At 66.7% G+C, this 24,441-nt stretch carries 21 protein-coding genes; 4 read left to right on the top strand and 17 right to left on the bottom strand.

Annotated elements, in window-relative coordinates; translation table 11 throughout:
- Positions 1–36: 36 nt before the first annotated feature.
- Entirely contained in the window at positions 37–885 is an 849-nt protein-coding gene (gene nadC, locus ACODS0_RS18415) for a carboxylating nicotinate-nucleotide diphosphorylase (RefSeq protein WP_488836298.1), read from the top strand.
- On the top strand, positions 882–2,012 hold the full coding sequence (gene nadA / locus ACODS0_RS18410) for a quinolinate synthase NadA (RefSeq protein WP_488836296.1): 1,131 nt from the start codon (positions 882–884) through the stop codon (positions 2,010–2,012). The genes nadC and nadA overlap by 4 nt, the downstream gene beginning before the upstream one ends.
- Positions 2,013–2,057: 45 nt before the next feature.
- Here nadA and ACODS0_RS18405 read toward each other — a convergent pair whose 3' ends face one another.
- The 9 genes from ACODS0_RS18405 to ACODS0_RS18365 are packed head-to-tail and all read right to left on the bottom strand — an operon-like array spanning position 2,058 to position 14,313.
- Positions 2,058–2,813, bottom strand: a complete 756-nt coding sequence (locus tag ACODS0_RS18405) for an ABC transporter ATP-binding protein (protein ID WP_488836294.1) — start codon at positions 2,811–2,813, stop codon at positions 2,058–2,060.
- The gene (locus tag ACODS0_RS18400) at positions 2,807–3,871 is read right to left on the bottom strand and encodes a FecCD family ABC transporter permease (RefSeq protein WP_156358900.1); all 1,065 of its coding nucleotides are present in this window, start codon (positions 3,869–3,871) and stop codon (positions 2,807–2,809) included. The genes ACODS0_RS18405 and ACODS0_RS18400 overlap by 7 nt, the downstream gene beginning before the upstream one ends.
- Positions 3,868–5,103, bottom strand: coding sequence for an ABC transporter substrate-binding protein (locus tag ACODS0_RS18395; protein WP_488836292.1), 1,236 nt, complete (start codon positions 5,101–5,103; stop codon positions 3,868–3,870). The genes ACODS0_RS18400 and ACODS0_RS18395 overlap by 4 nt, the downstream gene beginning before the upstream one ends.
- A 60-nt stretch (positions 5,104–5,163) precedes the next feature.
- On the bottom strand, positions 5,164–6,429 hold the full coding sequence (locus ACODS0_RS18390) for an MFS transporter (protein WP_488836290.1): 1,266 nt from the start codon (positions 6,427–6,429) through the stop codon (positions 5,164–5,166).
- Entirely contained in the window at positions 6,429–8,348 is a 1,920-nt protein-coding gene (locus tag ACODS0_RS18385; RefSeq protein WP_488836289.1) for an IucA/IucC family protein, read from the bottom strand. Before ACODS0_RS18385 ends, ACODS0_RS18390 begins: the two co-directional genes overlap by 1 nt.
- A 25-nt stretch (positions 8,349–8,373) precedes the next feature.
- A complete protein-coding gene (locus tag ACODS0_RS18380; protein WP_488836346.1) occupies positions 8,374–9,513 on the bottom strand; it encodes an NAD/NADP octopine/nopaline dehydrogenase family protein in 1,140 nt (379 codons plus the stop codon).
- A gap of 11 nt (positions 9,514–9,524) precedes the next feature.
- Complete coding sequence (locus ACODS0_RS18375) at positions 9,525–10,568, bottom strand: PLP-dependent cysteine synthase family protein (RefSeq protein ID WP_436131619.1); 1,044 nt, start codon at positions 10,566–10,568, stop codon at positions 9,525–9,527.
- 4 nt (positions 10,569–10,572) lie between these two features.
- A complete protein-coding gene (locus ACODS0_RS18370) occupies positions 10,573–12,078 on the bottom strand; it encodes a Y4yA family PLP-dependent enzyme (RefSeq protein ID WP_488836287.1) in 1,506 nt (501 codons plus the stop codon).
- 9 nt (positions 12,079–12,087) lie between these two features.
- Positions 12,088–14,313 (bottom strand): TonB-dependent receptor, encoded by a 2,226-nt coding sequence (locus ACODS0_RS18365; RefSeq protein ID WP_488836286.1) that lies wholly within the window; start codon positions 14,311–14,313, stop codon positions 12,088–12,090.
- 255 nt (positions 14,314–14,568) lie between these two features.
- On the opposite strand from ACODS0_RS18365, the gene ACODS0_RS18360 reads away from it, so the two are divergent.
- Positions 14,569–16,389 carry a chorismate-binding protein gene (locus ACODS0_RS18360; protein WP_488836284.1) on the top strand — a complete coding sequence of 607 codons (1,821 nt, stop codon included), beginning with the start codon at positions 14,569–14,571 and terminating at the stop codon, positions 16,387–16,389.
- Positions 16,390–16,507: 118 nt separating this feature from the next.
- Here the strand turns inward: ACODS0_RS18360 and ACODS0_RS18355 are convergent, their stop codons facing one another.
- A complete protein-coding gene (locus ACODS0_RS18355) occupies positions 16,508–16,867 on the bottom strand; it encodes a 5-carboxymethyl-2-hydroxymuconate Delta-isomerase (RefSeq protein ID WP_121507342.1) in 360 nt (119 codons plus the stop codon).
- A 397-nt stretch (positions 16,868–17,264) separates the two neighbouring features.
- Between ACODS0_RS18355 and ACODS0_RS18350 the strand changes: the two genes are divergently transcribed.
- On the top strand, positions 17,265–18,023 hold the full coding sequence (locus ACODS0_RS18350; protein ID WP_121421052.1) for a carbonic anhydrase: 759 nt from the start codon (positions 17,265–17,267) through the stop codon (positions 18,021–18,023).
- A 65-nt stretch (positions 18,024–18,088) separates the two neighbouring features.
- Here ACODS0_RS18350 and bioF read toward each other — a convergent pair whose 3' ends face one another.
- From bioF to nadB, 7 genes are all read right to left on the bottom strand, one after another.
- Positions 18,089–19,357: an 8-amino-7-oxononanoate synthase gene (gene bioF / locus ACODS0_RS18345; protein WP_488836281.1), complete on the bottom strand. Its 1,269-nt coding sequence runs from the start codon at positions 19,355–19,357 to the stop codon at positions 18,089–18,091.
- The gene (bioD, locus tag ACODS0_RS18340; protein WP_121507339.1) at positions 19,354–20,025 is read right to left on the bottom strand and encodes a dethiobiotin synthase; all 672 of its coding nucleotides are present in this window, start codon (positions 20,023–20,025) and stop codon (positions 19,354–19,356) included. Before bioD ends, bioF begins: the two co-directional genes overlap by 4 nt.
- Entirely contained in the window at positions 20,025–21,350 is a 1,326-nt protein-coding gene (gene bioA, locus ACODS0_RS18335) for an adenosylmethionine--8-amino-7-oxononanoate transaminase (RefSeq protein ID WP_488836279.1), read from the bottom strand. Before bioA ends, bioD begins: the two co-directional genes overlap by 1 nt.
- Positions 21,351–21,352: 2 nt before the next feature.
- Positions 21,353–21,733: an aspartate 1-decarboxylase gene (gene panD, locus ACODS0_RS18330; protein WP_488836277.1), complete on the bottom strand. Its 381-nt coding sequence runs from the start codon at positions 21,731–21,733 to the stop codon at positions 21,353–21,355.
- Positions 21,734–21,795: 62 nt separating this feature from the next.
- Positions 21,796–22,170 (bottom strand): 6-carboxytetrahydropterin synthase, encoded by a 375-nt coding sequence (locus ACODS0_RS18325; RefSeq protein WP_008903449.1) that lies wholly within the window; start codon positions 22,168–22,170, stop codon positions 21,796–21,798.
- 23 nt (positions 22,171–22,193) lie between these two features.
- Positions 22,194–22,829, bottom strand: coding sequence for a 7-carboxy-7-deazaguanine synthase (queE, locus tag ACODS0_RS18320; protein WP_488836276.1), 636 nt, complete (start codon positions 22,827–22,829; stop codon positions 22,194–22,196).
- Positions 22,826–24,415, bottom strand: coding sequence for an L-aspartate oxidase (nadB, locus tag ACODS0_RS18315; protein WP_488836274.1), 1,590 nt, complete (start codon positions 24,413–24,415; stop codon positions 22,826–22,828). The genes queE and nadB overlap by 4 nt, the downstream gene beginning before the upstream one ends.
- Positions 24,416–24,441: the final 26 nt, after the last annotated feature.

Raw genomic sequence — 24,441 nt, 5'->3', positions numbered from 1 at the left:
CCCATGACAGCAGCGTTACACCCCGCGAACACCCTCATGAGCGATACCGATGTGATGGCCCTGGCCCAGGCCGACGTGGCCCGTGCTTTGGCCGAAGATGTAGGCGCCGGCGACCTCACGGCCGGCCTGATCGACCCCACCCGCCGCGCCCGTGCCCGCATCCTGGCGCGCGAATCCGCCGTGATCTGCGGCGCCCCTTGGGCCGAAGCCGCGCTGCGCGCACTCGACCCTACGGTGCAGATCACCTGGCATGTGGCCGAGGGCCAGCGTTGCGCGCCCGATCAGGTGGTGCTGGAGCTGGAAGGCAATGCCCGCGCACTACTGTCGGCCGAGCGCACTGCGCTCAACTTTCTGCAGCTGCTGTCGGCCGTGGCCACCAAGACCCGCACCTATGTGGATGTGGTGGCGGGCACCCGTGCCCACATCGTGGACACGCGCAAGACCATCCCCGGCCTGCGCTTGGCGCAAAAGTACGCCGTGCGCGTGGGCGGCGGCACCAATCACCGCATCGGTCTGCACGACGCAGTGCTCATCAAGGAAAACCACATCGCCGCCGCCGGTGGCGTGACGGCTGTGCTCAAAGCCGCCCAGACTGTGGCAGTTCAAGCAAAGTTCGTCGAGATTGAAGTGGAAACCCTGGAGCAACTGACCGAGGCGCTGGATGCAGGTGCCAAGATGGTGCTGCTCGACAACATGCCGCTGCCCACGCTGCGCGAGGCGGTGCGCATCAACGCGGGCCGTGCAATTTTGGAAATATCGGGCGGCGTCACGCTCGAAGGCTTGCGCGAACTGGCCGAGACGGGGGTGGACCGCATCTCTATCGGCACGCTGACCAAGGACGTCAAGGCGACGGACTTTTCCATGCGCCTGCAGGAGCTGTCATGACCACCGCTGTAATGAACCGCATCGACGTGGAGTACGAGCAGCCGCTCGATACCGAGGAAGGCTCCGTCTGCTCCACCAAACACGCCTGGGCGCGCGTGCCACCCGAACCCACGCAGGCCGAACGCCTCGCGCTCAAGGACAAGATTCGCCGCCTGCTCAAAGAGAAAAATGCGGTGATGGTGTCGCACTACTACGTGCACCCCGACCTGCAGGACCTGGCCGAAGAAACCGGCGGCCTGGTGAGCGACTCGCTGGAGATGGCGCGGTTTGGCCGCGACCATGCCGCGCAGACCCTGGTGGTGAGCGGCGTACGCTTCATGGGTGAGACGGCCAAGATTTTGAGCCCCGAAAAGACGGTGCTCATGCCCGACCTGGATGCGACCTGCTCGCTCGATCTGGGCTGTCCTGTGGAGGAATTCAGCGCGTTCTGCGACGCCCACCCCGACCGCACCGTGGTGGTCTACGCCAACACCAGCGCGGCCGTGAAGGCGCGGGCCGATTGGCTGGTCACATCCAGCTGCGCGCTCGACATCGTCGGTGCCTTGAAGGCAGCAGGGCAAAAGATCCTGTGGGCGCCCGACCGCCACCTGGGCGCCTACATCCAGCGCGAAACCGGGGCCGACATGGTGTTCTGGAACGGCGCCTGCATCGTGCACGACGAGTTCAAAGCCTTCGAGCTGGAGGCGCTCAAAAAAGATCACCCCCACGCCAAGGTGCTGGTCCACCCCGAAAGCCCTGCAGACGTGATCGCCCTGGCCGATGCCGTGGGCTCCACCAGCGCCATCCTCAAGGCCGCACGCGAGATGGATGCCACCGAATTCATCGTAGCCACCGACAACGGCATGATGCACAAGCTGCGCACGCTGAACCCCGGCAAGGTGTTCATTGAGGCCCCCACCGCCGGCAACAGCGCCACCTGCAAGAGCTGCGCGCACTGCCCCTGGATGGCGATGAACGGCCTGGCCGATGTGGCGCGGGTGCTGGAGACCGGCGCCAACGCGATCCATGTGGACCCGGCGCTGATCCCGCGCGCGCGCCAGCCGATTGACCGCATGTTGGCCTTCACGGCCGCGCTGAGGAACGGGCTGCCCACGGCGGGCCTGGTCCCTGGCATCGGGGCCGCCTGAGGCATCACGCTGGTATTGAATCGTGGCGCACCCGACGGGCGCGGACTACGCCACGCCGTCCACAATGACGTGCCGCGTGCCCGCCGAGCAGCTTTCAATGCGGGCCCGGATGCGATAGACATCGCGCAGCATGGCTGCAGTAATCACCTGCTCGCAAGGCCCGCTGTGCTGCGCCTGGCCGTTGGCGATCACCAGGGCATGGTCGCAGTAGCGCAGCGCCTGGTTGATGTCGTGCAGCGCGATGAACACGATCAGCCCCCGCTCCTGTACCAGCGAGCGCATGAAGTCCAGCACCTGGATCTGACGGTGCAGGTCGAGCGCGCTGGTGGGCTCGTCCATGAGCAGGATCTCGGGGTCGCGCGCCAGCGTCTGGGCGATGGACACCAGTTGCCGCTGGCCGCCACTGAGTTCCCCCAGGTTGCGAAAGGCAAGGTCCGCAATGCCCAGTGACGCGGTGATGGCGTCCACCTGCGCCAGTTCGGCATCGCTCACCGCCCAGCCCTGGTGCTGCTGTTTGGCGGCCAGCAGTATGGATTCAACCACCGTGAGCCGCGCGGAGGCGCTGATGTCCTGCGGCATGTAGCAGATGCCCTCGGGCCCCTTGCGGGAGCCCTGCAGCACTATCTGGCCCGGCCCCTTGAGCATGCCGGCCACGCGCTTGAACAGGGTGGATTTGCCCGCCGCGTTGGGCCCGATCACTGCTATCACCTGGCCAGCGTGGAAGACGGGGGTGTTGACGTTCGCAAGCACCGTGCGGCTGCCATAGTGCGCTCCCACCCCTTGTAACTGGAGCGTCACCATGAGCGCTCCCTGCGGCCCAGGATGAGCGAGATGAAGAAGGGCACGCCTATGAGCGAGGTCACGACGCCGATGGGAAAGATGGCCCCAGGGATCAGCGTTTTGCTGACCACCGAGCTGATCGACAGCAGCAATGCGCCGGTCATGACCGACGCAGGCAGGAAGAACCGCTGGTCTTCACCGATCAGCATGCGTGCGATGTGCGGGCCCACCAGACCCACAAAGCCGATCGTGCCCACAAACGCCACCGGGAAGGCTGCCAGAAGGCTGATCAGCACCAGCGTTTGCAGCCGCAGGCGCGCCACGTTGATGCCGAAGCTTGCAGCCTTGTCATCGCCCAGGCGCAGGGCCGTCAGTGCCCAGCTGTTGCGCGCAAAAAGGGGCAGCGTGACCACGAGAACCAGGCAGGTCACACCCAGCTTCGGCCAGGTGGCCTTGGTCAGACTGCCCATGGTCCAGAACACCACGGCCGCCACGGCTTGCTCGGTGGCGAAATACTGCACCAGCGCCAGCAGTGCATTGAAAGTGAACACCAGCGCAATGCCCAGCAGCACGATGGTCTCGGTGGTCACGCCGCGTTTCATGCTCAGCAGGTGGATCAACCCGGCCGACAGCATCGCCATCACAAAGGCATTCAGCGGCACCACATACCCAGCCACCGTGGGGAACAGGGCAACGCCGAAGGCCAGCCCGAGCGCGGCGCCAAAGCTGGCCGCCGCCGAAATACCCAGCGTAAACGGACTGGCCAGCGGGTTGTTGAGCGTGGTCTGCATCTGTGCGCCCGCCACCGACAGCGCAGCACCCACAGCCAGCGCCATGAGCGCGGTGGGCAGGCGGATGTCCCACACCACCACGCGCAGTTGCACGGGCACGCTGTCGGGCCACAGCACAGCCTGCACCACGTCCTTCACGCTGTAGCCCACCGGCCCAAGCGCAAGGTCCAGCAGCAGGCTCAAGGTCGTCAGCACGAAAAACCCCAGCAGCAGCCAGCGCTTGCGGCGCACCAGGGCACGGTAGCCAGCGCCCTGGCTTGCAGGGGGTGCCATCGCCGTGGTCGTCATGGGGCAGCCTTGGCGGTGGAGGGCGCTGCGGAGGCTGTGGGTGTTGCGCCATCCAGGCTCACGAAGTAGCCGGGTTCATAGGGCACGGGCAGAAAGCGTTTGTGCATCTCACGGTAGGTGGCGTCCGGGTCGAGGTCTGTGAACAAGGCTGGGTGGAACCACTTGGCCAACTGCTGGATGGCTACAAACTCGTACGGGCTGTTGTAAAACTGGTGCCAGATGGCATGGAACGCGCGGTCTTGCGCAGCTCGGATGCCTGCGTAGGCGGGGCGGCGGGTATAGGTTTCGAGCTTGCGCCGGGCCTCTGCCAGGTCGGCACCGGGGCCCACGCCAATCCAGTGGCCGGAGGGTACGTAGGCCTCCCAGTTGGCGCTGGTGACCACGACCTGGTCGGGGTTGGAGGCGATTACCTGCTCAGGGTTGAGCTGGCCGAAGGTGCCGGGAATCACGCCCTTGGCAACGTTCGTGCCCCCCGCCACTTCCACGTATTTGCCGAAGTTCTCGTTGCCAAAGCTCAAGCAGCAGTCTTCGGTGTAGCCGCCGATGCGTTCGATGAACACCTTGGGGCGCGGGGGCTGCTCGGCGGCGATGGTGTCTGCCACGCGCCGGATCTGCGCCGCGCGGTACGCGATGAACTCTTCAGCGCGCGCTTCCTTGCCAAGCAGCCGGCCCATCAGGCGCATGGTGGGCTCGGTGTTCTCCATGGGGCGATGGCGAAAGTCCACATACACCACCGGAATTCCCAGCGCCGCCAGCTTCTCGATGTAGCGGGCGTCATCGGTGGCCCGTTGGGCCTCGATGTTCAGCAGGATCACATCGGGCTTTTGCGCAATGGCCTGCTCGATGTCGAAGGTGCCGTCTTCAAAGCCCCCAAAGGTGGGAATGTCGGCGATGCGCGGAAATTTCTTGGCGTACGCCGAATAGGTGTCAGGGTCGGCCTGGATCAGATCCTTGCGCCAGCCCACGATGCGCTGGATCGGGTTGTCCGTATCGAGTGCGGCCACCAGGTACAGCTGCCGCCCTTCGCCCAGGATCACGCGCTGCACAGGCACCCGCACCTGCACGTTGCGCCCCAGCAGGTCGGTCACCGTGACGTGGTGGCTGCTGGAGGTCGTGGGGGATGCAGCGCCTTCGGGGGCTGCGGCCGGGGAAGCCAGAAAAATGCCGGCGGCGGCGATGCCTGCCAGCACAAGGATAAGAAGCGCGATGCGCCAGCGGTGACCCATTGCCATGTCAAAGACTCTTTGTGAATGAAGGGGTGGGGAGAAAAAAGATGCGATGCGCCGTGGGGGTCATGGCCCGGCAAGGCTGGCTGCGCCTGGCCGGGTGCGGCGCATGCGCAGCACGGCGACGATGACCGCGAGGGCGCAGGCATAGGCCCCCGCTACAAGGAAGTAGGTGGTGTGCAGGCCCAGCAGTTGGGTCAGGCCCCCGCCCAGTGCGATGCCGGCCATGGACGAGAACTGGGCGGTGCTCTGCGCCACGCCCAGAATTCGCCCCTGGTGTTGCCCGCTCGTGGCATGCGAAATCTGGGCCATCAGCACAGGTGTGGTGGCGCCCAGCAGCACGCCCCAGGCAAAGTGCAGTGCAATAAAAATAGCCACGCTGTGAGTAGCCCCCGCCAGCACCATCAGCAAGGCGCAGGCGGCAGCCACCCAGGCCATGCGGATCAGGGCGTCGGGGCCCTGCAAGCGCTCGAAGTAGCGCGCCCAGAGCGTGGCCGACACGATGAACCCCATGGAAAGAAGCCCGTAGCACAGGCCCACCACCCAGTTGTCCACGGCAAACACCGAGCGGACATACATCGCAAACGGGGTTTGCGTGAGCATGCGGGCCACCAGCAGGATGCCCAACACGGCCAGCAGCCCGGCCACGGGGGACGCAAACCAGGATGGTGGTTGCAGCGGCGCTGCGTTGCCTGACGTGGGTGGCAGTGATGGCACTGCCTTCACGCCCTGGGCGCTGCCTGCGGCAGGACGGGGCGGCAGCAGCACGGCCACGGCTGCAGCGCACACTGCGCACAGCAGCGCTGCGATGAGGTTGATCCAGAAGAACGTGGCGTGGTCCAGGATGAGCCCGCCCGCCAGCGCCCCTGCCAGCGAGCCCACGTTGGTGGACACCTGCAGGTAGGCAAACAGGCGCCCCCGGACCGCAGGCACCACGGCGCTCACACCGTAGGCCTGCGCCGGTGCCAGATAGCCTGCGCACGCCCCTTGCAGAAAGCGCAGTGCAAGGATTGTCCAGACATCCTGCGTAAAGGCCAGGGCCAGCTGTGTGATGGCCAGCCCCAGGAGCGCACGGACCATCATGGGCTTGTGCCCGAAGCGGTCCCCCACCTTGCCCCAGAACGTGCTGGTGAGCGCCACGCCCAGCATGGGACCCACATACACGGCAATGCCCGCAAACGCCAGCACGCCGGGCGATGCGCCCAGGGACTGCAGGTGCACCGGCCAGAAGGGCCCGCTCATTTCCATGGCGCCCATGGAAATGAGCTGGATCACGAACAGCGCGTGAACCAGGCGGGGCAGGGCCCCGGAGGCGGCTGGCGTGGGGGCCATCACACCTTCCCGCAGGTCGGGGGCGCGCCCAGCGGGTTGGGCAGCCGGTGCTGCAGGCGGTAGTCTGCGTATTGCTGCAGGTGCATGCGCAACACCGAGCGCGTGGGCCAGGCCGCATGCAGAAACTGTTCGCGCTCCGCGCGCCACAACTGCGGCTCGACACGCGCCTGCACCGCATCGAAGGCGCCCTCGGTTTCCTCGCGAAGAATCTCCCAGAGCCAGGTAGGGGGCAACCGGTACTCGTGTGTGAGCGCCAGGGCCAGTTCATGCAGATGACACACAAAACAGGCGTCCAGCACGAAGGTGCGTACGGGTTCGATGTCGTCCCGGAAAACAGTGGGCAGGATGCCCGGGTGCACATAGGGCTGCAGGGTGTAGCCACGCGCTTCCAGGAGCGGGGCAAACGTGCGCCCGTCGCCAAAGTCCCGGATCAGCAGGCCCCGGGGGCTGCCATCCTCGGAACACAGCACGGACGTGTTTTGCTGGTGGGCCTCCAGGCCGATGCCGTAGAGCAGGTAGATCGCCACCACAGGCCGTGTGACGGCGCGCGCGTATTGCCTGAAATACGCGCCCACCGTTTCAGGCGTGGCACGGCCTGCAGTGCGCTCGATCAGTTCCGTCACCAGCGGCCGTCCGTCCAGCGGCGAAGCCGTGAACAAGGTGGCCACCGTGATGGGCAGCAGACCGTCGCTGCGGTCCAGCGCTTGGCAGGCCCCGCGGTAGGCCACCGAGAGGTGCCGCCCCGGGCGGTCCTCCTGGCGGACCGCGTGGCGGTAGTGCAGCGCCACTTCTTCGGGAAAAATTTCAAGGCGGCGGTCAAAGCCGTTTTCCTCGGCCAGGATGCGTTCGATCACTGCGCTGATGCGCGGCCCCATGTGGATCGACTTGGCCTGCAGGCTGCGTTGTTCGCTGGTGAGCCACAGCGCCAGGGGCAGCTTGATGAACGGCGTGGCCCCGGGCAGCTGCGGCACCATGGTGCGAAAAGACATGGTGGGGCGGGTGTCGATGTCGATGCCGTCGGTGATGAGCACACCCTCGGCAATTTCGTCCGCGTAGGCTTCCTTCACGTAGTGCTCCAGGTGCCACGTGTGGATGGGCAGGGGCAGCCAGTCGTCAGCGTTCTGCTGCCGTCCCCGAAGGCTATCGCTCCAGCGCTGCCACACGTCCGGGAACTGCTGGGAAAACCAAGTGCGGTAGTCCTGCACATGGGGCATGCGTTCCACATAGGCCATGTCGGCCCGCAGTGCAGCGATGCGCACGGGCACGCACGCATTGAATTCCGGTGACAGCTGTGCGACTTCGGTGGGGCTCAGCTGGGGCTTGGTTTTCCAGGTGGGGTAGAAGGGGTGCCCTTCGAGCGAGCCCCACTGCTCCAGCAGCACCGCAGCATCCCGCGCGGTACGGTGGTGGCGCACATAGTCCACCAGGCCTTTGGAGCCGGTGTCCAAAATGGCTTGCCGCAGTTCTTCGTTCCAGTGGCGGCGGTGGCCGCGTGCCAGCGCGTCATTGGCGACGCTGTTGGCCATGTCGTTCTTCAGCCCGGCGAGGCCCTGCGCTGTGGCGGTGAAATCAAGGTAGGGCGCGAGCAGATCGATGAGTTGGCCGGGTGTGTCGATGGCCGTGTTCTTGCCGCTTGGCTCCACGAGGGTGATCGTGCCGTCGAGCAGGAACGTGCGGGCGGGTGCGGCCCGCAGCGCGGAGAAATACACCAGGGCATGGTGCTCCCACAGCGGGAACCAGGCCGTATCGCCGTGCGGGGCAAAGACCAGCGACCCACTGTCGAGAATGCCCTCGGCGAACAGGCAGCGCACCAGGCGCCGCAGTGCGTTGTGCTGCGCGAGAGCCTGTGCGTCTTGTGGCGGAGGGATGGAGGCCGAGCTGGGTTCTGGCCGGGCCAGGGTATGGGTAGAGAGGTGCATGGGAAAGCAGGGCAGGGCACGCCCGTCAGGCGGGCCAGGTGGATGGGAAGTAGTCGAGCGCCGAGCCGCGCAGGCCCTGCATGTAGTCCACGTTCCAGTCGAAGATCTCCTGGATGTGGGGTAGTGGCACGTTGAGCCGCCGTCCCATTTCCACCAGCACGGCCAGGCCGTAGGCGACATCCTCCTGGAACGCGCGGCTGTCCTTGTCGATCACGTAGCCGGGCTGGCCAGCGGCCTGCACCATCGGGGCTTCGATCGCGTCATAGGCCTGGTTGGAGCGCAGCACGGACAGCAGGGTGCGGGGGTCGCGTACCTGGTCTCCGTAGGCTTCGACGATCTCCTGGTGCAGGGGTTTGACCGACGACAGGTTGATGCCCAGGCGTTGCTCGGCGGCCTTGCACAGCCGCTGGTTTTCTTCGTCGCTGCGCGCGAGAAAATACGCGCCCAGCTCGGTGCAGTCCGTCCACCAGCAGACGGGTGCAGGAAAGGTGCGCTCGTGCCACTGGCTGTAGGGGCCTGCCAATCCATAGACCACCGAGCTGTGCATGATGGGATTGCCCGGCGTCAGCGTGATTTCGAGGTAGTGGTCGAGCAACTCCACCGGTGCTGCGTACAGGCGCTGCAGCATCCGTTGCAGGGCAGTGCGTGCGCTGGCGCCCTCTCGGGCGTGGGTGCCCACGTGCAGCACCTGCTTGGCGCCCCCCATGCGCACCGAGACACCGGGGTGCAGGTCGTACGCGGTGTGGGGCACGTCCTTCATGCCCCAGATCACCGCGTTGGGCCGTTCTGCCAGGATCTGCTCGGCCAGCCAGTCAAAGCCGCAAAAGCCCGGGATGGCCCCTACATACACGGGCTTGTCGCGCGGGAGCGCCTGCACCATGCCGCGCAGCCAGGCGGCGCGCACGTGGGCCGGCACTGTGAGGATCACGAGGTCTGCGTCGGCGACCAGGGTGGCATCGTGGCCCACTGCATCCAGCCGCGCCCGCAGCGGGGGCGAGTCCGGCACCAAGGCGGTCAGGCCGTCGGGACTCTTCTGGTGGCGCGCGATGACATCCTGCCGCGTGGTGAGCAGCGACACGCGAACGCCGGGCACCTGCTTGAACAGCACCGCGTTCAGGTGCCCCGTTCGCCCGCCGCCGCAGACAACCACGTCCAGGTCTTGCATGGCATCCACGTTCAGGCCACCTTCAGCCGGTCGTTGGTACGCGGCAGTTCTTCCACCACGTCCTTGGCCAGCCAGCCGTCGAGCTGCGCCCAGACCGTAGGGTCGATGATGTTGCGTTCCTTGAGCCATGCCTCGTTGAACACGGTGTGCAGGTACTTCTCGCCCCCGTCCGCCACCACCGCCACCACGTTGCCCGCGATCATGCCGCTGTGGATGAACTCCAGGGCCTTGTAGAGCACGCCGCCGGTGGAGCCGCCCACCAGCAGGCCCGTGTGCTGTGCGAAATAGCGGGCGGTTTCAAAGGCCTGCGCATCGGTCACCTGCACGCCCAGGTCGATGCAGCTGTAGTCCAGCACCAGACCCACGGTGTCGCCCTTGGGTGTGCCCGTGCCCGACTGGTAGTACGGCCGCCCAGGCTGCCCGAAGATGATGGAACCTGCAGGTTCGACTGCGATGGTGCGGGTGCGGGGGTTGTGCAGCTTGAGTCCGCGCGCAATGCCCGTCATCGAGCCGCCCGTGCCCACGCAGCCCACATACGCGTCCACCGGGCCTTGGACCTGGTCGATCACTTCGCGCACGAAGTCGAAGTAGCCGCCCGCATTGGCCACGTTGTCCGACTGGTTCATGAACACCGCACCGGGAATCTTGGAGGCCACCTCGGCCGCCAGGCGCTGGCGCTCCACCACGGCCACCTCGTCCTCGCGGTAGTCGCCCTCCACGTAGCGGATCTCCGCGCCCAGTGCGCGCATTACGGCGATCTTGTCGGGCGCGGCATGGTGGTCTACCACCGCGATAAAGCGCAGGCCGAACTCGATGGCGGCAATGGCCAGTCCAATGCCGGTGTTGCCTGACGAAGACTCCACCACCACGCCCCCGGGCTGCAGGCGGCCGGAGCGCATCGCCGCGACGATCATGTTGCGCGCCATGCGGTCCTTGATGCTCCCGCCCGGGTTGTTCTTCTCGATCTTGAGCAGCAGCCGCGTTTTCTTCGAAGGAATCGGGATGCCCAGGATGGGCGTGTTTCCGATCAGGTCCGTCACTTTGCTGAGAATCATGTCTTTACTCCGTTCGGTCGTCGTCTGGCGAAAAGGCCATGGCACCTGCCGCAGTGCGGGTGACTGCAATGCGGCGGGGCATGGGATGGCGGTGAAACTCGTTTTCCAGCAGGTCCATCTGGTAGCCCGCTGTGTTGGCATACACCAGCAGGTCACCGGCCTGCGGTACACGCGCAAAACTGATCCAGCGGTGGGTCAGAACATCGTCGTCCAGGCAGCTGTGCCCGGCGATGTAGGCATGGCAAGCCTGTGGCGGCGTGGGGGGCGATCCATGGGCACTCCCTGGCACCAGCACCGGGTCCACCAGGAACTCGGAGCCGAACCAGGTCTCGCAGGCGCTGAAGCTGCTGCCTTCCACAAAGATCACATACCGTCCGTCGGCCAGCGGTTTCACCCGCGTGGCGCGAAAGACCGAGATGGCGGCTTGGTCCACCAGGCTGCGCCCGGGTTCGATGGCCAGTGTCAGGCCTGCCGCGTTCAGGGCCTGTGCCACGGTCATGCCATCCATGCACGCCGAGCACAGCAGTTGCTCCATCCACATGCAGGCGTCCACAGGCCCGCCATAGGGGTAGAACGATGTGGGCACCTTGCCGCTGCGGTAGTGCGCGCCATCCTGCGCTGCGAGAAAAGCGCTGTAGGCGGCGGTGTCCACATACCGAATGGGCAGGCCGCCGCCGATGTCCAGCATCCGGGCGTTCAGCCCCATGCGGCGGGCTTCGTGCACCCAGGGCAGCAGCTCGCGCACGGCTTGCACACGCGGCTCGACCGCATAGCCCGACAGATGAAAGTGAAAGCCCTCCAGAACCATGCGTGCTTCTGGGTTGGCCAATCGGGCAAGGCCTGCGCGCAGGTCGCCAGCGCCCATGCCAAAGCGACTGGTGGGCAAGGAGTGGGGCCGGTAGCGCAGCAGCACGCGCGTCCCCTGGCCCGCGCCAGCAGACTGCAGGCAGTGATCCAGGTCCTGTAGCTCCTGCAGCGAGTCGACGGAAATGAGGGATGCGTTGTCCAGCAGCAGCTTGTGGAACGCCCGGTTCTTGGCCGGGCCGGTGGCGCACAGCCGCGTGGGGTCCGCACCCGCACGCAGTGCGTCACCCGCCTCGTAGAGGCTGGATACGTCCACGCCGATGCCAGCCTGCACGGCCGCGCGGACCAGGGCGGGCGACTTGTTGACCTTGGCCCCGTAAAAAATCTCAAAGGGCATAGGGTGGGACTGCAGCACGGCCGCCAGCTTGCGCACGTTGTCTTCCAGCTGCTGGGGCCAGACGAGGTGCAGCGGCGAGCCGTATTGGGCAACCAGGCCCGGCAGCATTGCGGGTGATGCGTGCACCAGTGCTGCCACCGCTTCATCCAGCAGCGGTGGCAGGGCTGGGTACACCTTGGCTGCCGTGGCCGCTGGCGGGGGCAGCGGCGTTGGCGCCGCTGCGGGTACGGGTGGTGCATGCCGGTGCGCCACCGTAACTTTGTTCATGCCCGCCAGGTCCGCCAACTCACCATGGTGCTGGGCTCGCATGGTGGTGCCTCAGAAATCAACGGTGGCCGACACGACCAAGGAACGTGGCGCACCCTGCACCAGGCTGCCGTACTGCGATACGCTGGCCCAGTAAGCGCGGTCTGCCACGTTGCGCAGGTTGGCACGGAACGTCGTGGGCTTGCCGGCGATCTGTGTGCGGTAGCGGGCGCCCAGGTCTGCGGTGGTCCACGATGGAATGCCCAGCGTGTTCGCGCGGTCCACATACTGCTTTCCGGTGTGGGTGATACCCCCGCTCAGTGCCAGGCCCGGCACCCAGGGCAGATCCCACTCCAGCCCCAGGTTGGCTTGCACCGAGGGGACGCCGATGGCTTTCTTGCCCTGCGTGGCCGCGCTGTTGGTCTGGCTCAGCACACCTTGCAGCAGCGTCACGCCGCCGGTGACGGACACGCCAGGCACCACACGGCCGGAGGCGTTCAGTTCCACCCCCCGATTGCGCTGCTTGGCATCCACTGCAAACAGGCCGTTGGTCTGCTGGCCGCTGGGCTTGGTGATCTCGAACAGGCTCAGCGAGCTGATCATCCGGCCCCATTCGAACTTGGCGCCGATTTCCTTTTGTTTGGCCTTGTAGGGCGCAAACACCTCGCCCGCGTTGGAGGCCGTGGCCGGAGCGATGTCGCCCTTGCTCAGGCCTTCGATGTAGTTGGCGTAGAGCGATACGTTCTGCCAGGGCTTGACGACCAGGCCCGCCAGCGGCGTCACTGCGCTCTGGTCGTACGACGAGGTGACGGCGCCTGTGGTGGTGTTGAAGTTGTCGGATTCCACACGCTGGCGGCGCACGCCCAGCAGTACCTGCACCCGGTCGTCCAGCATCGACAGGGTGTCGGCCAGCGCGATGCTGGACAGCTCTGTGTCGGCCACCCGCGCGACCTGGGCCGGGGCGGCCACGTTCTGCGCCGGGCTGTTCACCGGCGCGTAAATGTTGGACAACACGGTGGTGCCGTTGACGGACCCACGGCCCAGGCGGTCGTGGTAGGTGCTGGCCTGCAGCGTGACCGTGTGGCGGACGCTGCCGGTGGCGAACTTGGTGCGCAGCCCGGCGTCCGCCGTGCTCCGGTCCACCTCGAACTGAAAGCGTTGCGGCAACGTGCTGGTGTCGCCCTGCACATTGAGCAGGGTGGGGTTGCCAAAGAGCCGGTCTACCCGTGTGCGTCCGCCGCCTGCGTTGGCGAACGCGGTGGTCTGGTCGTTCAGATCGTATTCCAGGCGCAGCAGCAGGGAGCGGTCGGTGGTTTCAAACCATTCCCAGGGCTGGCTCACGTTGCGCCGGCCATCGGGTGCGGCCGGTACGGCCGTGGCCCCTGCGGCCAGAAATGGCCGGCGCTGTGGCGCATCGGCACTTTCCTTTTGCGCGATGGCGTCCACGGTGGCGCGCAGCAGTTCGCCCTGGTAGTCGAGCGCGATCGCTCCCACGTCCGCCTTGCGCGACTGGTTGTCCAGCAGCGTGTCGCCCTGGTGGTGGCTGCCGTTGATGCGCACGCCCCACTGGCGTTCGGGGCCAAACCGGCGGCTCAGGTCGATCTGGCCACCCCCCTGTGCGGAGGGGCCAACGTCGGCGGAGATGCGTGTGAGCGGGGCGCTGGTGGCACGCTTGGGCACGATGTTGATGGTGCCGCCCACGCTGCTGGCCGGGGACATGCCAAACAGCAGCGCTGCGGGCCCTTTGACCAGCTCGATGCGCTCCGCGTAGTCGGCCAGCACGCGGTAGTTGGGGGCGATGCCATAGACGCCGTCAAAGGCGACTTCGCCTGAGTTCTGATCGCCCACAGGGAAGCCGCGGATGAAGAACGAGTCCAGCTGGTCGCCGGAGTGGCCCGAGAGCCGGACCGACGAATCGTTCTTCACGATGTCGGCAATGGTGACAGCCTGTTGGTCCTGCACCATCTGCGACGTGTAGCTGGTGGCGCTGAGCGGTGCGTTCAGGGTGTCGGTGTTGCCCAGCAGCCCCAGTCGGCCGCCGCGGGCTGTGTGCCCGTTGCCGATGGTGGCGGGCAGCCCTGCATCGCCGCCTGCCGTGACCTGGACCTCGGGCAGGGCATGGGGGCGGTCGGCGGCGTCCGGAGATGCGGTCTGAGCGTCTGCCGGGGCCATGATGCCGGCCGTGACCAGACTGGCGAGCGCCAGGCGTGTGGCGGCCGCGAGGGGGTGAAGGGGGGCCGCGCGAGCGGCGTCCAACGAAGAAGAAGGCAGAGAGCCTGGCACGGTCGGTGGCAGCACAGTGGTTCCTTGAGGGGGCAGGAGGCTGGCTGGCGACGGCTGGCTGCTTGGGGCGCATGGCAATGCACCGTATGGCAAAAATTATAAACAAGAATTATTCGCATTTGATGGATTTTTTGCTTGCACTTGCAACAGGACCGCGCTGCCCACCCTCCGCAGAGTCCGTGCCCTGCGGCGTTTACGATAGGCAGCTGCCCTTGTTTGCCTCAAGGCGCCCGTTTCCTTCAAGGTGCTGCCGCCGCGCCCGCCATTTCCATGAATTCCTGCATCGACTTCAGTGCCGCGCTGGCCCCGTCAGCGCCCCGCCTTCGCCATGCCTTCCGCGCGCCCCGCGCCGTGCTGTCGGCCCGTGACCTGGCCGAGGTGCGCCCCGTTCTCGATGCCGTGTTTGCTGCCGCGCAGGCAGGCGCATGGTGCGTGGGCTACGTGCGCTACGAGGCGGCTCCGGCCTTCGATGCAGCCTTGCAGGTGCATGCCGCCCAGGGGCCGCTGGCCTGGTTTGCCGTCCATGACGAAGCGCTGCCGTGGCCCGGGGAAGCCGCTGCAGATTCGGCCGATGGGGCCCATGTGGAGTGGACCTCGGGCCCCTCGCGCGCGGAGTTCGATGCAGCCTTGGCCCGCATCCACCAGGCCATCGGCGATGGCGAGCTGTACCAGGTCAACTACACCGCGCCGCTGTCGGGCCAGTTGCTGCAGGGCAGCGCGCAGGCCTTGTTCCAGGCTTTGCAGCGCTCGCAGCCCGGCGGCTATGCCGCGTTCATCGACACCGGCAACGAACAGGTGCTTTCGGTGTCGCCCGAATTGTTCTTTGACTGGGAAAGCGGAGCCCATGGTGACCCGGCGGGTGGAGCCATCCTGGCGCGCCCCATGAAAGGCACCGCGCCACGTGGCGCCACGCCTGCGCAGGATGTTGCCAACGCTGAGCACCTGCGCTCGTCGCCCAAGGAGCGGGCTGAGAACGTGATGATCGTGGACCTGCTGCGCAACGACATATCCCGCATCGCGCTGCCGCACAGCGTGCGTGTGCCCGCGCTGTTTGCCACCGAAGCCCTGCCCACCGTGTGGCAGATGACGTCGGACGTGACGGCCCGCACGCGGCCCGGTACCACGCTGACCGACGTGTTTGCTGCGCTGTTTCCCTGCGGCTCCATCACCGGTGCGCCCAAGGTGCGCGCCATGCAGATGATCCATGCGGTGGAGCCCGCACCGCGCGGCGTGTACTGCGGCGCCGTGGGCGTGGTGCGGCCTGTGGGTGCCGGCGGGGCAGATGGGCGGCACCGCGTGGCGGCCACCTTCAACGTGCCCATTCGCACCGTGGTGCTGCGCACCGACGGCGGCCACACCCAGGCCACCTGCGGCATTGGCAGTGGCATCACCTCGGGCGCGCAAGCGGACGCCGAATGGAACGAGTGGCGCCACAAGCGCGCCTTCGTGGAGCGTGCGAGCCAGCCTTTTGACCTGCTGGAAACTTTGGCGCTGGTGGACGGCCAGTGGCGCCATCTGCCCGAACACCTGGCGCGACTGCAGGCGGCGGCGGTGCATTTTGGCTACCCCTTTGATGACAAACTGGTCGAGCAGTGCGTGCGGATGCTGGCAGCGGGACATGGCGCAGGCCTCTGGCGTGTGCGCCTGCTGCTCAATGCCGCAGGTGAGCCCCGGGCCGAGGCCTTTGCACTGGCCCCCACGCCCGAGCCCGTGCGCCTGCAGCTGGCGCGCAGCCCACTACCGGAGGCCCATGGCGAATTCGTGCGCCACAAGACCACGCGCCGCGCGCACTACGCGGCCTTTGCGCCCACGGCCGCCGGGGTGTTCGACACGGTGTTGTGGAACGAGGCGGGTGAGATCACCGAAAGTACCTTCGGCAATATCGCCCTGCTGCTCGATGGCCGCTGGGTCACGCCGCCGCTGGCCTGTGGCCTGCTGCCCGGCGTGGGCCGCGCGGTGGCGCTGCGCGAGGGGCGTGTGGCAGAAGCCGTGGTGCAGCTGCAGGACCTGCCCCGCGTGCAGGGCTGGGCCTTCATCAACAGCCTGCGCGGCTGGTTGGCTGCGGAGTTGGTGGCAGAAGACCCAGGCTGATGCATCAAGGCACCCGCGGGGCTTTTGGGGTACACAGTTTGTGCTATAAAAATAATAGCTAACAATGACTGTGGATAAGCGATAGGGCTAAATTTATTCAAAAATTGCCGCCGCTGGTTCAGAGTCGCTCCTTGGCGTACGAGCCCCGGTCCATATCGACGATCTCCACGCTCAGCTGCACCATCACGCCCTGGGGCTTGGGCGTGCGTTCGCGCAGCACGGCGGCGATGCGGTCGGACAGCTCCTTCTTGGCCTCTGGCGTGCGGCCCGCGAGCAGGCGCAGTTGGGCATGCACAAAAGCGCGGTTGGCGGGCGCGATGCCGATCTCGAAGCTGTCGGCCACGATGAAGCGGGTCTTCAGGTCCGCCTCGTCCTGCACCTGGGGGTGGGCGCACAGGGTGGCATTCAGGGCCGTCAGCGTTTCGGCCTCTGGGTAGTGGGGCAGGTTGGCCGAGTATTCAATGGTCAGGTGGGGCATGGAGTGGGTCCGGTTCGGTCGAGTGAATTCACTTCAAAGCCATGGTAGACAGGTTCTAAGAACCTGTTCAAGATCTTTTCAGGGTCGCACAAGTGCCGCAACGCCGCAGGCCGCCCTGCAAGGCACTTGCCCGAAGGGTTGGAGTGAAATCGGGCGATTGGAAGCCTCTGCTGCTTGCATGGGCATGAGCCCATGCGGCGCCTCCGAAGCATCCACGTCCATCACGATGGCACTCCAATGCGATCCCCGAAAAGATTCTGAACAGGTTCTTAAGCCAGCAACCCTTGGGCCGTCAGTGGCACCCAGCAGTTTAAGCCGCCGTTAAGCAAGGCTGCTGACTATCACGCGGCTGCTTGCAGCAGCTTGTTTTTCATCAACTTGTTGTTCCTTAAGAGCCATGACACCCCCCTTCTTGATCCAAAAAACCACATTGTTTGCCCTCCTGCTGTGCGCCGCCACCTGGGCCAGCGCCGAGGGCGCCCACCCGCACTGGGAATACAAGGGCAAACACGGCGCCGCCCACTGGGGTGCGCTGGAGCCTGGTTTTGAGGCCTGTGCACGTGGTGCGGCGCAAAGCCCCATCGACATTCGCAATACCGTGAAAGAGGCGCTGCCCGCGCTGGACTTCCAGTACACCGCAGGCGCCCCCACGCTGGTCAACAACGGGCACACGGTGCAGGTGAACATGCCTGCGGGCAGCAAGCTGGTGGTGGACGGCAAGGCGATGGAGCTGCTGCAGTTCCACTTCCACACCCCCAGCGAAGAGGCCATTGGCGGCAAGCACGCGGCCATGGTGGCCCACTTTGTGCACAAGGCTGCGGACGGAGGACTGGGCGTGGTGGCGGTGCTGATCCAGCCGGGCAAGACGAATGCGGCCTGGGCCCCCATCTTTGCGCACCTGCCGCGTGTGGGTGAGCAGGTGACGGTGGACGGGCTCACGCTGGACGCCAGCACCCTGTTGCCCGCCAAGAAGGGTTATTACAGCTTCGCAGGGTCGTTGACCACGCCGCCCTGTTCCGAAGGCGTGCAGTGGATGGTGCTCAAGGAACCCGTGAAACTGGGTGCCCAGCAGATCAAGGCGTTCCGCCAGCTCTATAACGCCAACGCGCGCCCAGTGCAGCCGCTCAATGGCCGCATCGTGAAAGAAAGTACCTGACTGTGACCAGCCGGTCCGCTGGTTCCAGGGGGCGGCTGAGTCGCAGGTCGATGTTCAGGCCATAGTCAGGCTGTAGCGGCCGCAGGCGCCACGCTGGTGTCTGCGGTTTTTTGGTGAAGAGCCACCACGCAGTCGGCGGCATGTGCCGCCAGCGCTGCCAGCAACGCATCCACATCCGTCGCCGTGTGCGCGGCCGATAGCGCAATGCGCAACCGGGCCGTACCCACGGGCACCGTGGGCGGGCGGATGGCGGGCACCCACAGGCCCCGCTGGCGCAGGCTTTCCATCGCGGCCAGGGCCGCTTCGTTGCTGCCGATGACGAGCGCCTGCACCGCCGTGTGGGATGGCAGCAGGTGCCAGCCCAGTTCCGGGGGCAGCGCGGCCAGGCCTTCGCGCAGTTGCGCAATGCGCTTGCAAAGCCCCTCTCGCAGGTCGTCCGCAGTCGCGATCAGCTCCAGGCTTTTGCGCAATGCGCTTGCCAGCAGGGGTGGTGCGGCCGTGGCAAAGATGTAGGTGCGGGTCTTTTGCAGCAGCCATTCAATGAGTGCAGCATCACCCGCCACAAAGGCGCCCGCCACGCCCGCTGCCTTGCCCAGCGTGGCCATGTAGAGCACGCGGCGCGAGGCGGTGGTGCCCGTCAGGCCCGCTTGCGCCAGGCTACCGCGCCCTTGGGGGCCGAGCACGCCAAAACCATGGGCGTCGTCCAGCAGCAGCAGCGCGTCGTAGCGCTCGCACAGCGCCAGCAGGGCGGGGATGTCGATCAGGTCGCCATCCATGCTGAACACTGCGTCGCTGACCACCAGCTTGCGCCGTGCAGGGCTGGCGGCCAGAGCAGTCTCCAGCGCGGCCAGGTCGGCGTGGGCGTAGCGGTGGATGGTGGCGCGCGACAGGCGCGCGCCATCGATCAGGCAAGCGTGGTTGAGCGCGTCGGAGAACAGCGCATCGCCAGCGCCCACCAGCGCGGGGATGATGCCGGCGTTGGTGGCGTAGCCCGCGTAGAAGTACAGCGCACGGGGCAGCTGCACAAAGGCGGCCAGGTCGCGCTCCAGTGCATCGTTCGCGGCGCTGTGGCCGCTGACCAGGGGTGATCCGCCCGAGCCCACGCCAAAGGTGTGCGTGGCGTCCCGAGCGGCCTCGGCCAGCGCAGGGTGGCCGGCCAGGCCCAGGTAGTCGTTGCTGCAAAAGGCCAGCATGGGCTGGCCGTCCACCAGCAGGTGGGCACCGCCCGCGGGTTGCACCACGCGGCGGCGGCGCAGCAGGTGGGCGCGCTCGATGTCGGCCAGGCGCCCCGGGATCTCGTCGAGCCAGGAGGTGGGGTGGGATTCCTGCGTCATAGCCATTCCCCGGGCAGTTCAAACACCAGGCTGCGCGCATCGGGAAGGTCCTGGTACGGCACCTCGGCCAGCAGCGGCACGCCCAGGCGCGCACGCAGGTAGGCGATGTTCTCGTCAGCGGCCTCCATCTCGGGGTCCACACGGTTGGCCACCCAACCCACCAGCACGAGGCCACGCGCACGGATGGCCTCTGCCGTCAGCAGAGCATGGCTGAGGCAGCCCAGCCGTAAACCCACCACCAGCACCACGGGCAGGGCCAGGGCCTGGGCCAGGTCGGCACCGGTCTGGGTGTCGGTCAGTGGCACATGAAAACCGCCCGCGCCCTCCACCACCACGGCATCCGCCTGGGCGGCCAGCGCCTGGTAGCTGCGCACGATGGCCGCGATATCAATCTGCACCCCGGCACGTTCGGCCGCAATGTGGGGCGACAACGGGTCGAGCAGCAGCACGGGGTTGTCCAGCTCGGGTGCGACGGCCAGGGTGGAGGCCGAGCGCAGCGCGATCGCGTCCTCGCTGGCCCAGTCCTCGCCCCAGGGCACCACACCGGCCGCCACGGGCTTCATGCCGACCACACGGCGGTGGTGCGGCGCCAGGGCGTGCAACAGGCCGGTGGACACCAGCGTCTTGCCGACGCCGGTGTCGGTGCCGGTGACAAAACATCCAATCATCAATTCTCCTCTTGCAGCGTGGCGTTCAGCGCAGCGAGCGCGCCGCTGGCCAGGCATTGCACGGCTTGGTCGTCGAGCACGTAGGGCGGCATGGCATACAGCGTCTTGCCGATGGGCCGCAGCACCAGCCCCCGCGCCATGGCGTGCTGGGGGTAGCGGCGGGAAAAGTCGGGCAGCGTGGTGTCCACATCCCAGGCCCAGATCATTCCGAGGCTGCGCGCATGGCGCACACGTGGATGCTGTGCCAAGGGTGCGCACGCCGCATCGATGCGTTGCGCCAGTGCCTTGTTGGCATTCAGCGCATCCAGCTGTTCAAACAACTCCAGCGTGGCCAGCGCCGCGCGGCAGGCCAGGGGGTTGCCGGTGTACGAGTGCGAATGCAGAAAGCCGCGTGCCACATCGTCGTCGTAGAACGCCGCGTACACCACATCCGTGGTCAGCACGGCCGACAGCGGCAGCGTGCCGCCCGTCAGGCCTTTGGACAGGCATATGAAATCCGGCCGGATGCCCGCCTGCTGGTGCGCGAACATGGTGCCCGTGCGTCCAAAGCCCACGGCGATCTCGTCCACCACCAGGTGCACGTCATAGCGGCTGCACAGCGCGCGCGCCAGGCGCAGGTACTCGGGGTCGTGCATGGCCATGCCCGCAGCACATTGCACCAGCGGTTCAACAATGAATGCGGCGGTGGTGGTGTGGTGCTCCTGCAGCCAGGTCTCCAGCGCGGCGGCGGCGCGCCGGGCCACGTCTTGCGCGGTTTCGCCAGGGGCTGCATTGCGCGCATCGGGGCTGGGCACGGTATCGGCCAAACGCACCAGCGGGGCATAGGCCTCGCGGAAGATCGCAATGTCGGTCACAGCGAGTGCGCCCACGGTCTCGCCGTGGTAGCCGCCGGCCAGGCCTACAAAGCGGCTTTTGGCAGGGCGGCCTGTGTTGCGCCAGTAGTGCGCGCTCATCTTGAGCGCGATCTCGGTGGCGGCTGCGCCGTCGCTGCCGTAGAACGCATGGCCCAGGCCGGTGAGGGCGGCCAGGCGCTCGGACAACTCCACCACGGGCGCGTGGGTAAAGCCCGCCAGCATCACGTGGTCGAGCTTGCCCAGTTGGTCCACCAGCGCGGCTTGGATGTGTGGGTGGCTGTGGCCGAACAGGTTGACCCACCAGGAGCTGATGCCGTCCAGGTAGCGCTTCCCATCGGTGCCGTAGAGCCACGGGCCCTGGGCGCGCGCAATGGCCACGGGCGGCTGGGTTTCGTGCCGCTTCATCTGGGTGCAGGGGTGCCAGACGCTGGCGAGGCTGCGGGCCACGAGTCCGTCGTGCGTGGGCTGCATGGTCAGACGCCCTGGGTGGGTACGGCGTGGCGCAGCTCGGTCTGGCGGTTGTGCTCGTCCACGAAGACCAACTGAGGCTGGTGCGTGCCCACCTGGTCTTCATGCACCTGCGCAAAGGCAGCAATGATGATGAGGTCGCCTGCGGATGCGCGGCGTGCGGCCGATCCGTTCACCGAGATCATGCCGCTGCCGCGCTGGCCCTTGATGGCGTAGGTGACAAAACGCTCGCCGTTGTTGATGTTCCAGATATGGATCTGCTCGTTCTCTGCGATGTTGGCGGCGTCCAGCAGGTCTTCGTCGATGGCGCACGAGCCTTCGTAGTGCAGCTCGCACTGGGTCACGGCCACGCGGTGGATCTTGGATTTGAGCAGAGTGCGGAACATCGGCTTCCTTCAGTGAAGTCTGTGAATGGGGGAGGGTCTGCCGGTGGCAGGGCCGTGGTCGGTCAGGGCTGCGGAAAGTCCAGCACGCAGCTGTCGCCCAGCGCTTCGCGCCACACGCGCACGCGGCTCACGCTGGCGCGCAGGTCGGCGGGCAGCGCCTGGGCGATGAAAACGCACAGGTTCTCCAGCGTCGGCGTGCCCAGGCCAGGCACGTCGTCCAGCATGTGGTGGTCCAGCTGCTCGCGCACCACCTCCAGGCCCCTGCGCAGCAGGCCCAGGTCCAGCACCATGCCGGTGGCGGGGTCGCGTGGGCCGCTCAAAAAGACCTCGGCGTGGTAGGTATGGCCGTGCACGCGGCGGCTGCCTTCGGCCTCGATCTCGCGGCGCAGGGTGTGGGCAGCGTCGAAGAAGAAGCGCTGGGAGATGGTGAACAACATACGGGAACCAAAAAGAAAACCGCTCACCGGATACCGGTGAGCTTGTGAGTTTGCAGGCTCAGGCGCCATGCGGGGTGGGCCAGGCAGGCGTCAATGCAAGCGGCAGTGTTCTGTCGCTGCAGAAGGCCATCCATGGGCTGCAGAAAGCGGTGGGTGAACTGCGTGTCCTGCTCCAGCGCCTGCAGGTCAAAGCCCGGCTGGGGCCACACGAGCTTCAGTTCCTGCCCGCTGCGCTGCACCCACGGGGCACCCGCCTTGGGGCTGATGCACAGCCAGTCGATGCCCTCGGGCGCAATCACGGTGCCGTTGCTTTCAACCGCAATGCGAAATTGCTGCGCGTGCAGCGCGTCGATGAGTGCCGTATCGACCTGCAGAAGGGGTTCTCCACCCGTCAGCACCACCAGGCGATGGCCTGCGCCCGCAGGCCATTGGGCGGCGATCAATTCCGCCAGTGCCGTGGCCGTCTCGAACTTGCCGCCCAGCGTGCCGTCCGTGCCCACAAAGTCGGTGTCGCAGAACTGGCAGATGGCCTGCGCGCGGTCCTGCTCGCGGCCCGTCCAGAGGTTGCAGCCCGCAAAGCGGCAGAACATGGCGGGTGTGCCCGCCTGACCGCCTTCGCCTTGCAAGGTGTAGAAAATTTCTTTGACGCTGTAGGTCATCGGGCCACCGGTGGTACGAGAAGGGTGGGGGCCGCAGGCGCGGCCATCTCGGGGTAATCGCGGCTGAAATGCAGGCCCCGGCTTTCGCGGCGCAGCTGGGCGCTTTTCACGATCAGGTCGGCCACCTGCACCAGGTTGCGCAGCTCCAGCAGGTCGCGTGTGATGTGGAAGTGGGCGTAGAACTCCTGGATCTCGCCCTGCAGCATGGCAATGCGGTGGGCGGCACGCTCCAGGCGCTTGTTGGTGCGCACGATGCCCACGTAGTCCCACATGAAGCGGCGCAGCTCGTCCCAGTTGTGGGAGATGACGACCGATTCATCCGCATCGGTCACGCGGCTGTCGTCCCACGCGGGCACGGTGGGCAGTTCTGTGGTCGGGGCTGCAGCGATGGCCTGCGCAGCGGCGCGGGCGAACACCATGCATTCGAGCAGCGAGTTGCTGGCCAGCCGGTTGGCGCCGTGCAGGCCGGTGCAAGCCACCTCGCCCACGGCGTACAGGCCGGGCAGGTCGGTGCGACCCGCCAGGTCGGTCAGAACGCCGCCGCAGGTGAAGTGGGCCGTGGGCACCACGGGGATGGGTTCCTTGGTGATGTCGATGCCCAGCGATGCGCAGTGCGCGAGGATGTTGGGGAAGTGCTCTTGCAAAAACGCGGGGCTCTGGTGCGAGATGTCCAAGTGCACGCAGTCCAGGCCGTGCTTTTTCATCTCGAAGTCGATGGCGCGGGCCACCACATCGCGCGGGGCCAGCTCGGCGCGCGGGTCGTGGTCCAGCATGAAGCGGGTGCCACCGGCAGAGGGGGGGAGCTTGAGTTGCCCGCCCTCGCCGCGCACGGCCTCGCTGATGAGGAAGGACTTTTCGTGCGGGTGGTACAGGCCAGTGGGGTGGAACTGGATGAACTCCATGTTCGCCACGCGGCAGCCCGCGCGCCAGGCGGCGGCAATGCCGTCGCCCGTGGCGGTGTCGGGGTTGGTGGTGTACAGGTACACCTTGCCTGCGCCGCCCGTGGCCAGGATGGTTTGCGGCGCGCGGAAGGTGACGACCTCATCGGTGTCGCTGTCGAGCGCGTACAGGCCTAGGCAGCGGTTGCCCGGCAAGCCCAGCTTGCGCGTGGTGATCAGGTCCACCAGCGTGTGCTGCTCAAACAGCGTGATGCCGGGCGTGCTGCGCACCACGTCGATCAGTGTGCGCTGCACGGCCGCGCCGGTGGCGTCGGTCACGTGGGCAATGCGGCGCGCGCTGTGGCCGCCTTCGCGCGTCAGGTGCAGCTGGTCGCCTTCGAGCGTGAAGGGCACACCCAGCTCGCGCAGCCAGGTAATCGATGCGGGCGCGTTCTCCACCACAAAGCGTGTGGTGGCCAGGTCGCACAGGCCTGCACCGGCCACCAGCGTGTCTTCGATGTGCGCTGCAAAGCTGTCGTCGTCAGCCAGCACGGCGGCAATGCCGCCCTGGGCCCAGCCGCTCGATCCATCCTGCAGCGTGCGCTTGGTGATGACGGCCACGCGGTGGGTGGGCGCCAGGTGCAGCGCGGCCGAGAGGCCGGCGAGGCCGCTGCCTACGATGAGAACGTCGAAGTCGTGGGGTGCCATGGCTTGCGGGTGAAGAAAGGGGGTAG

The organism is Acidovorax sp. FG60, from assembly GCF_057808995.1.
The sequence above is the reverse complement of the archived record's forward strand: the minus strand, read 5'-3'. Positions and strand labels throughout refer to the sequence as shown.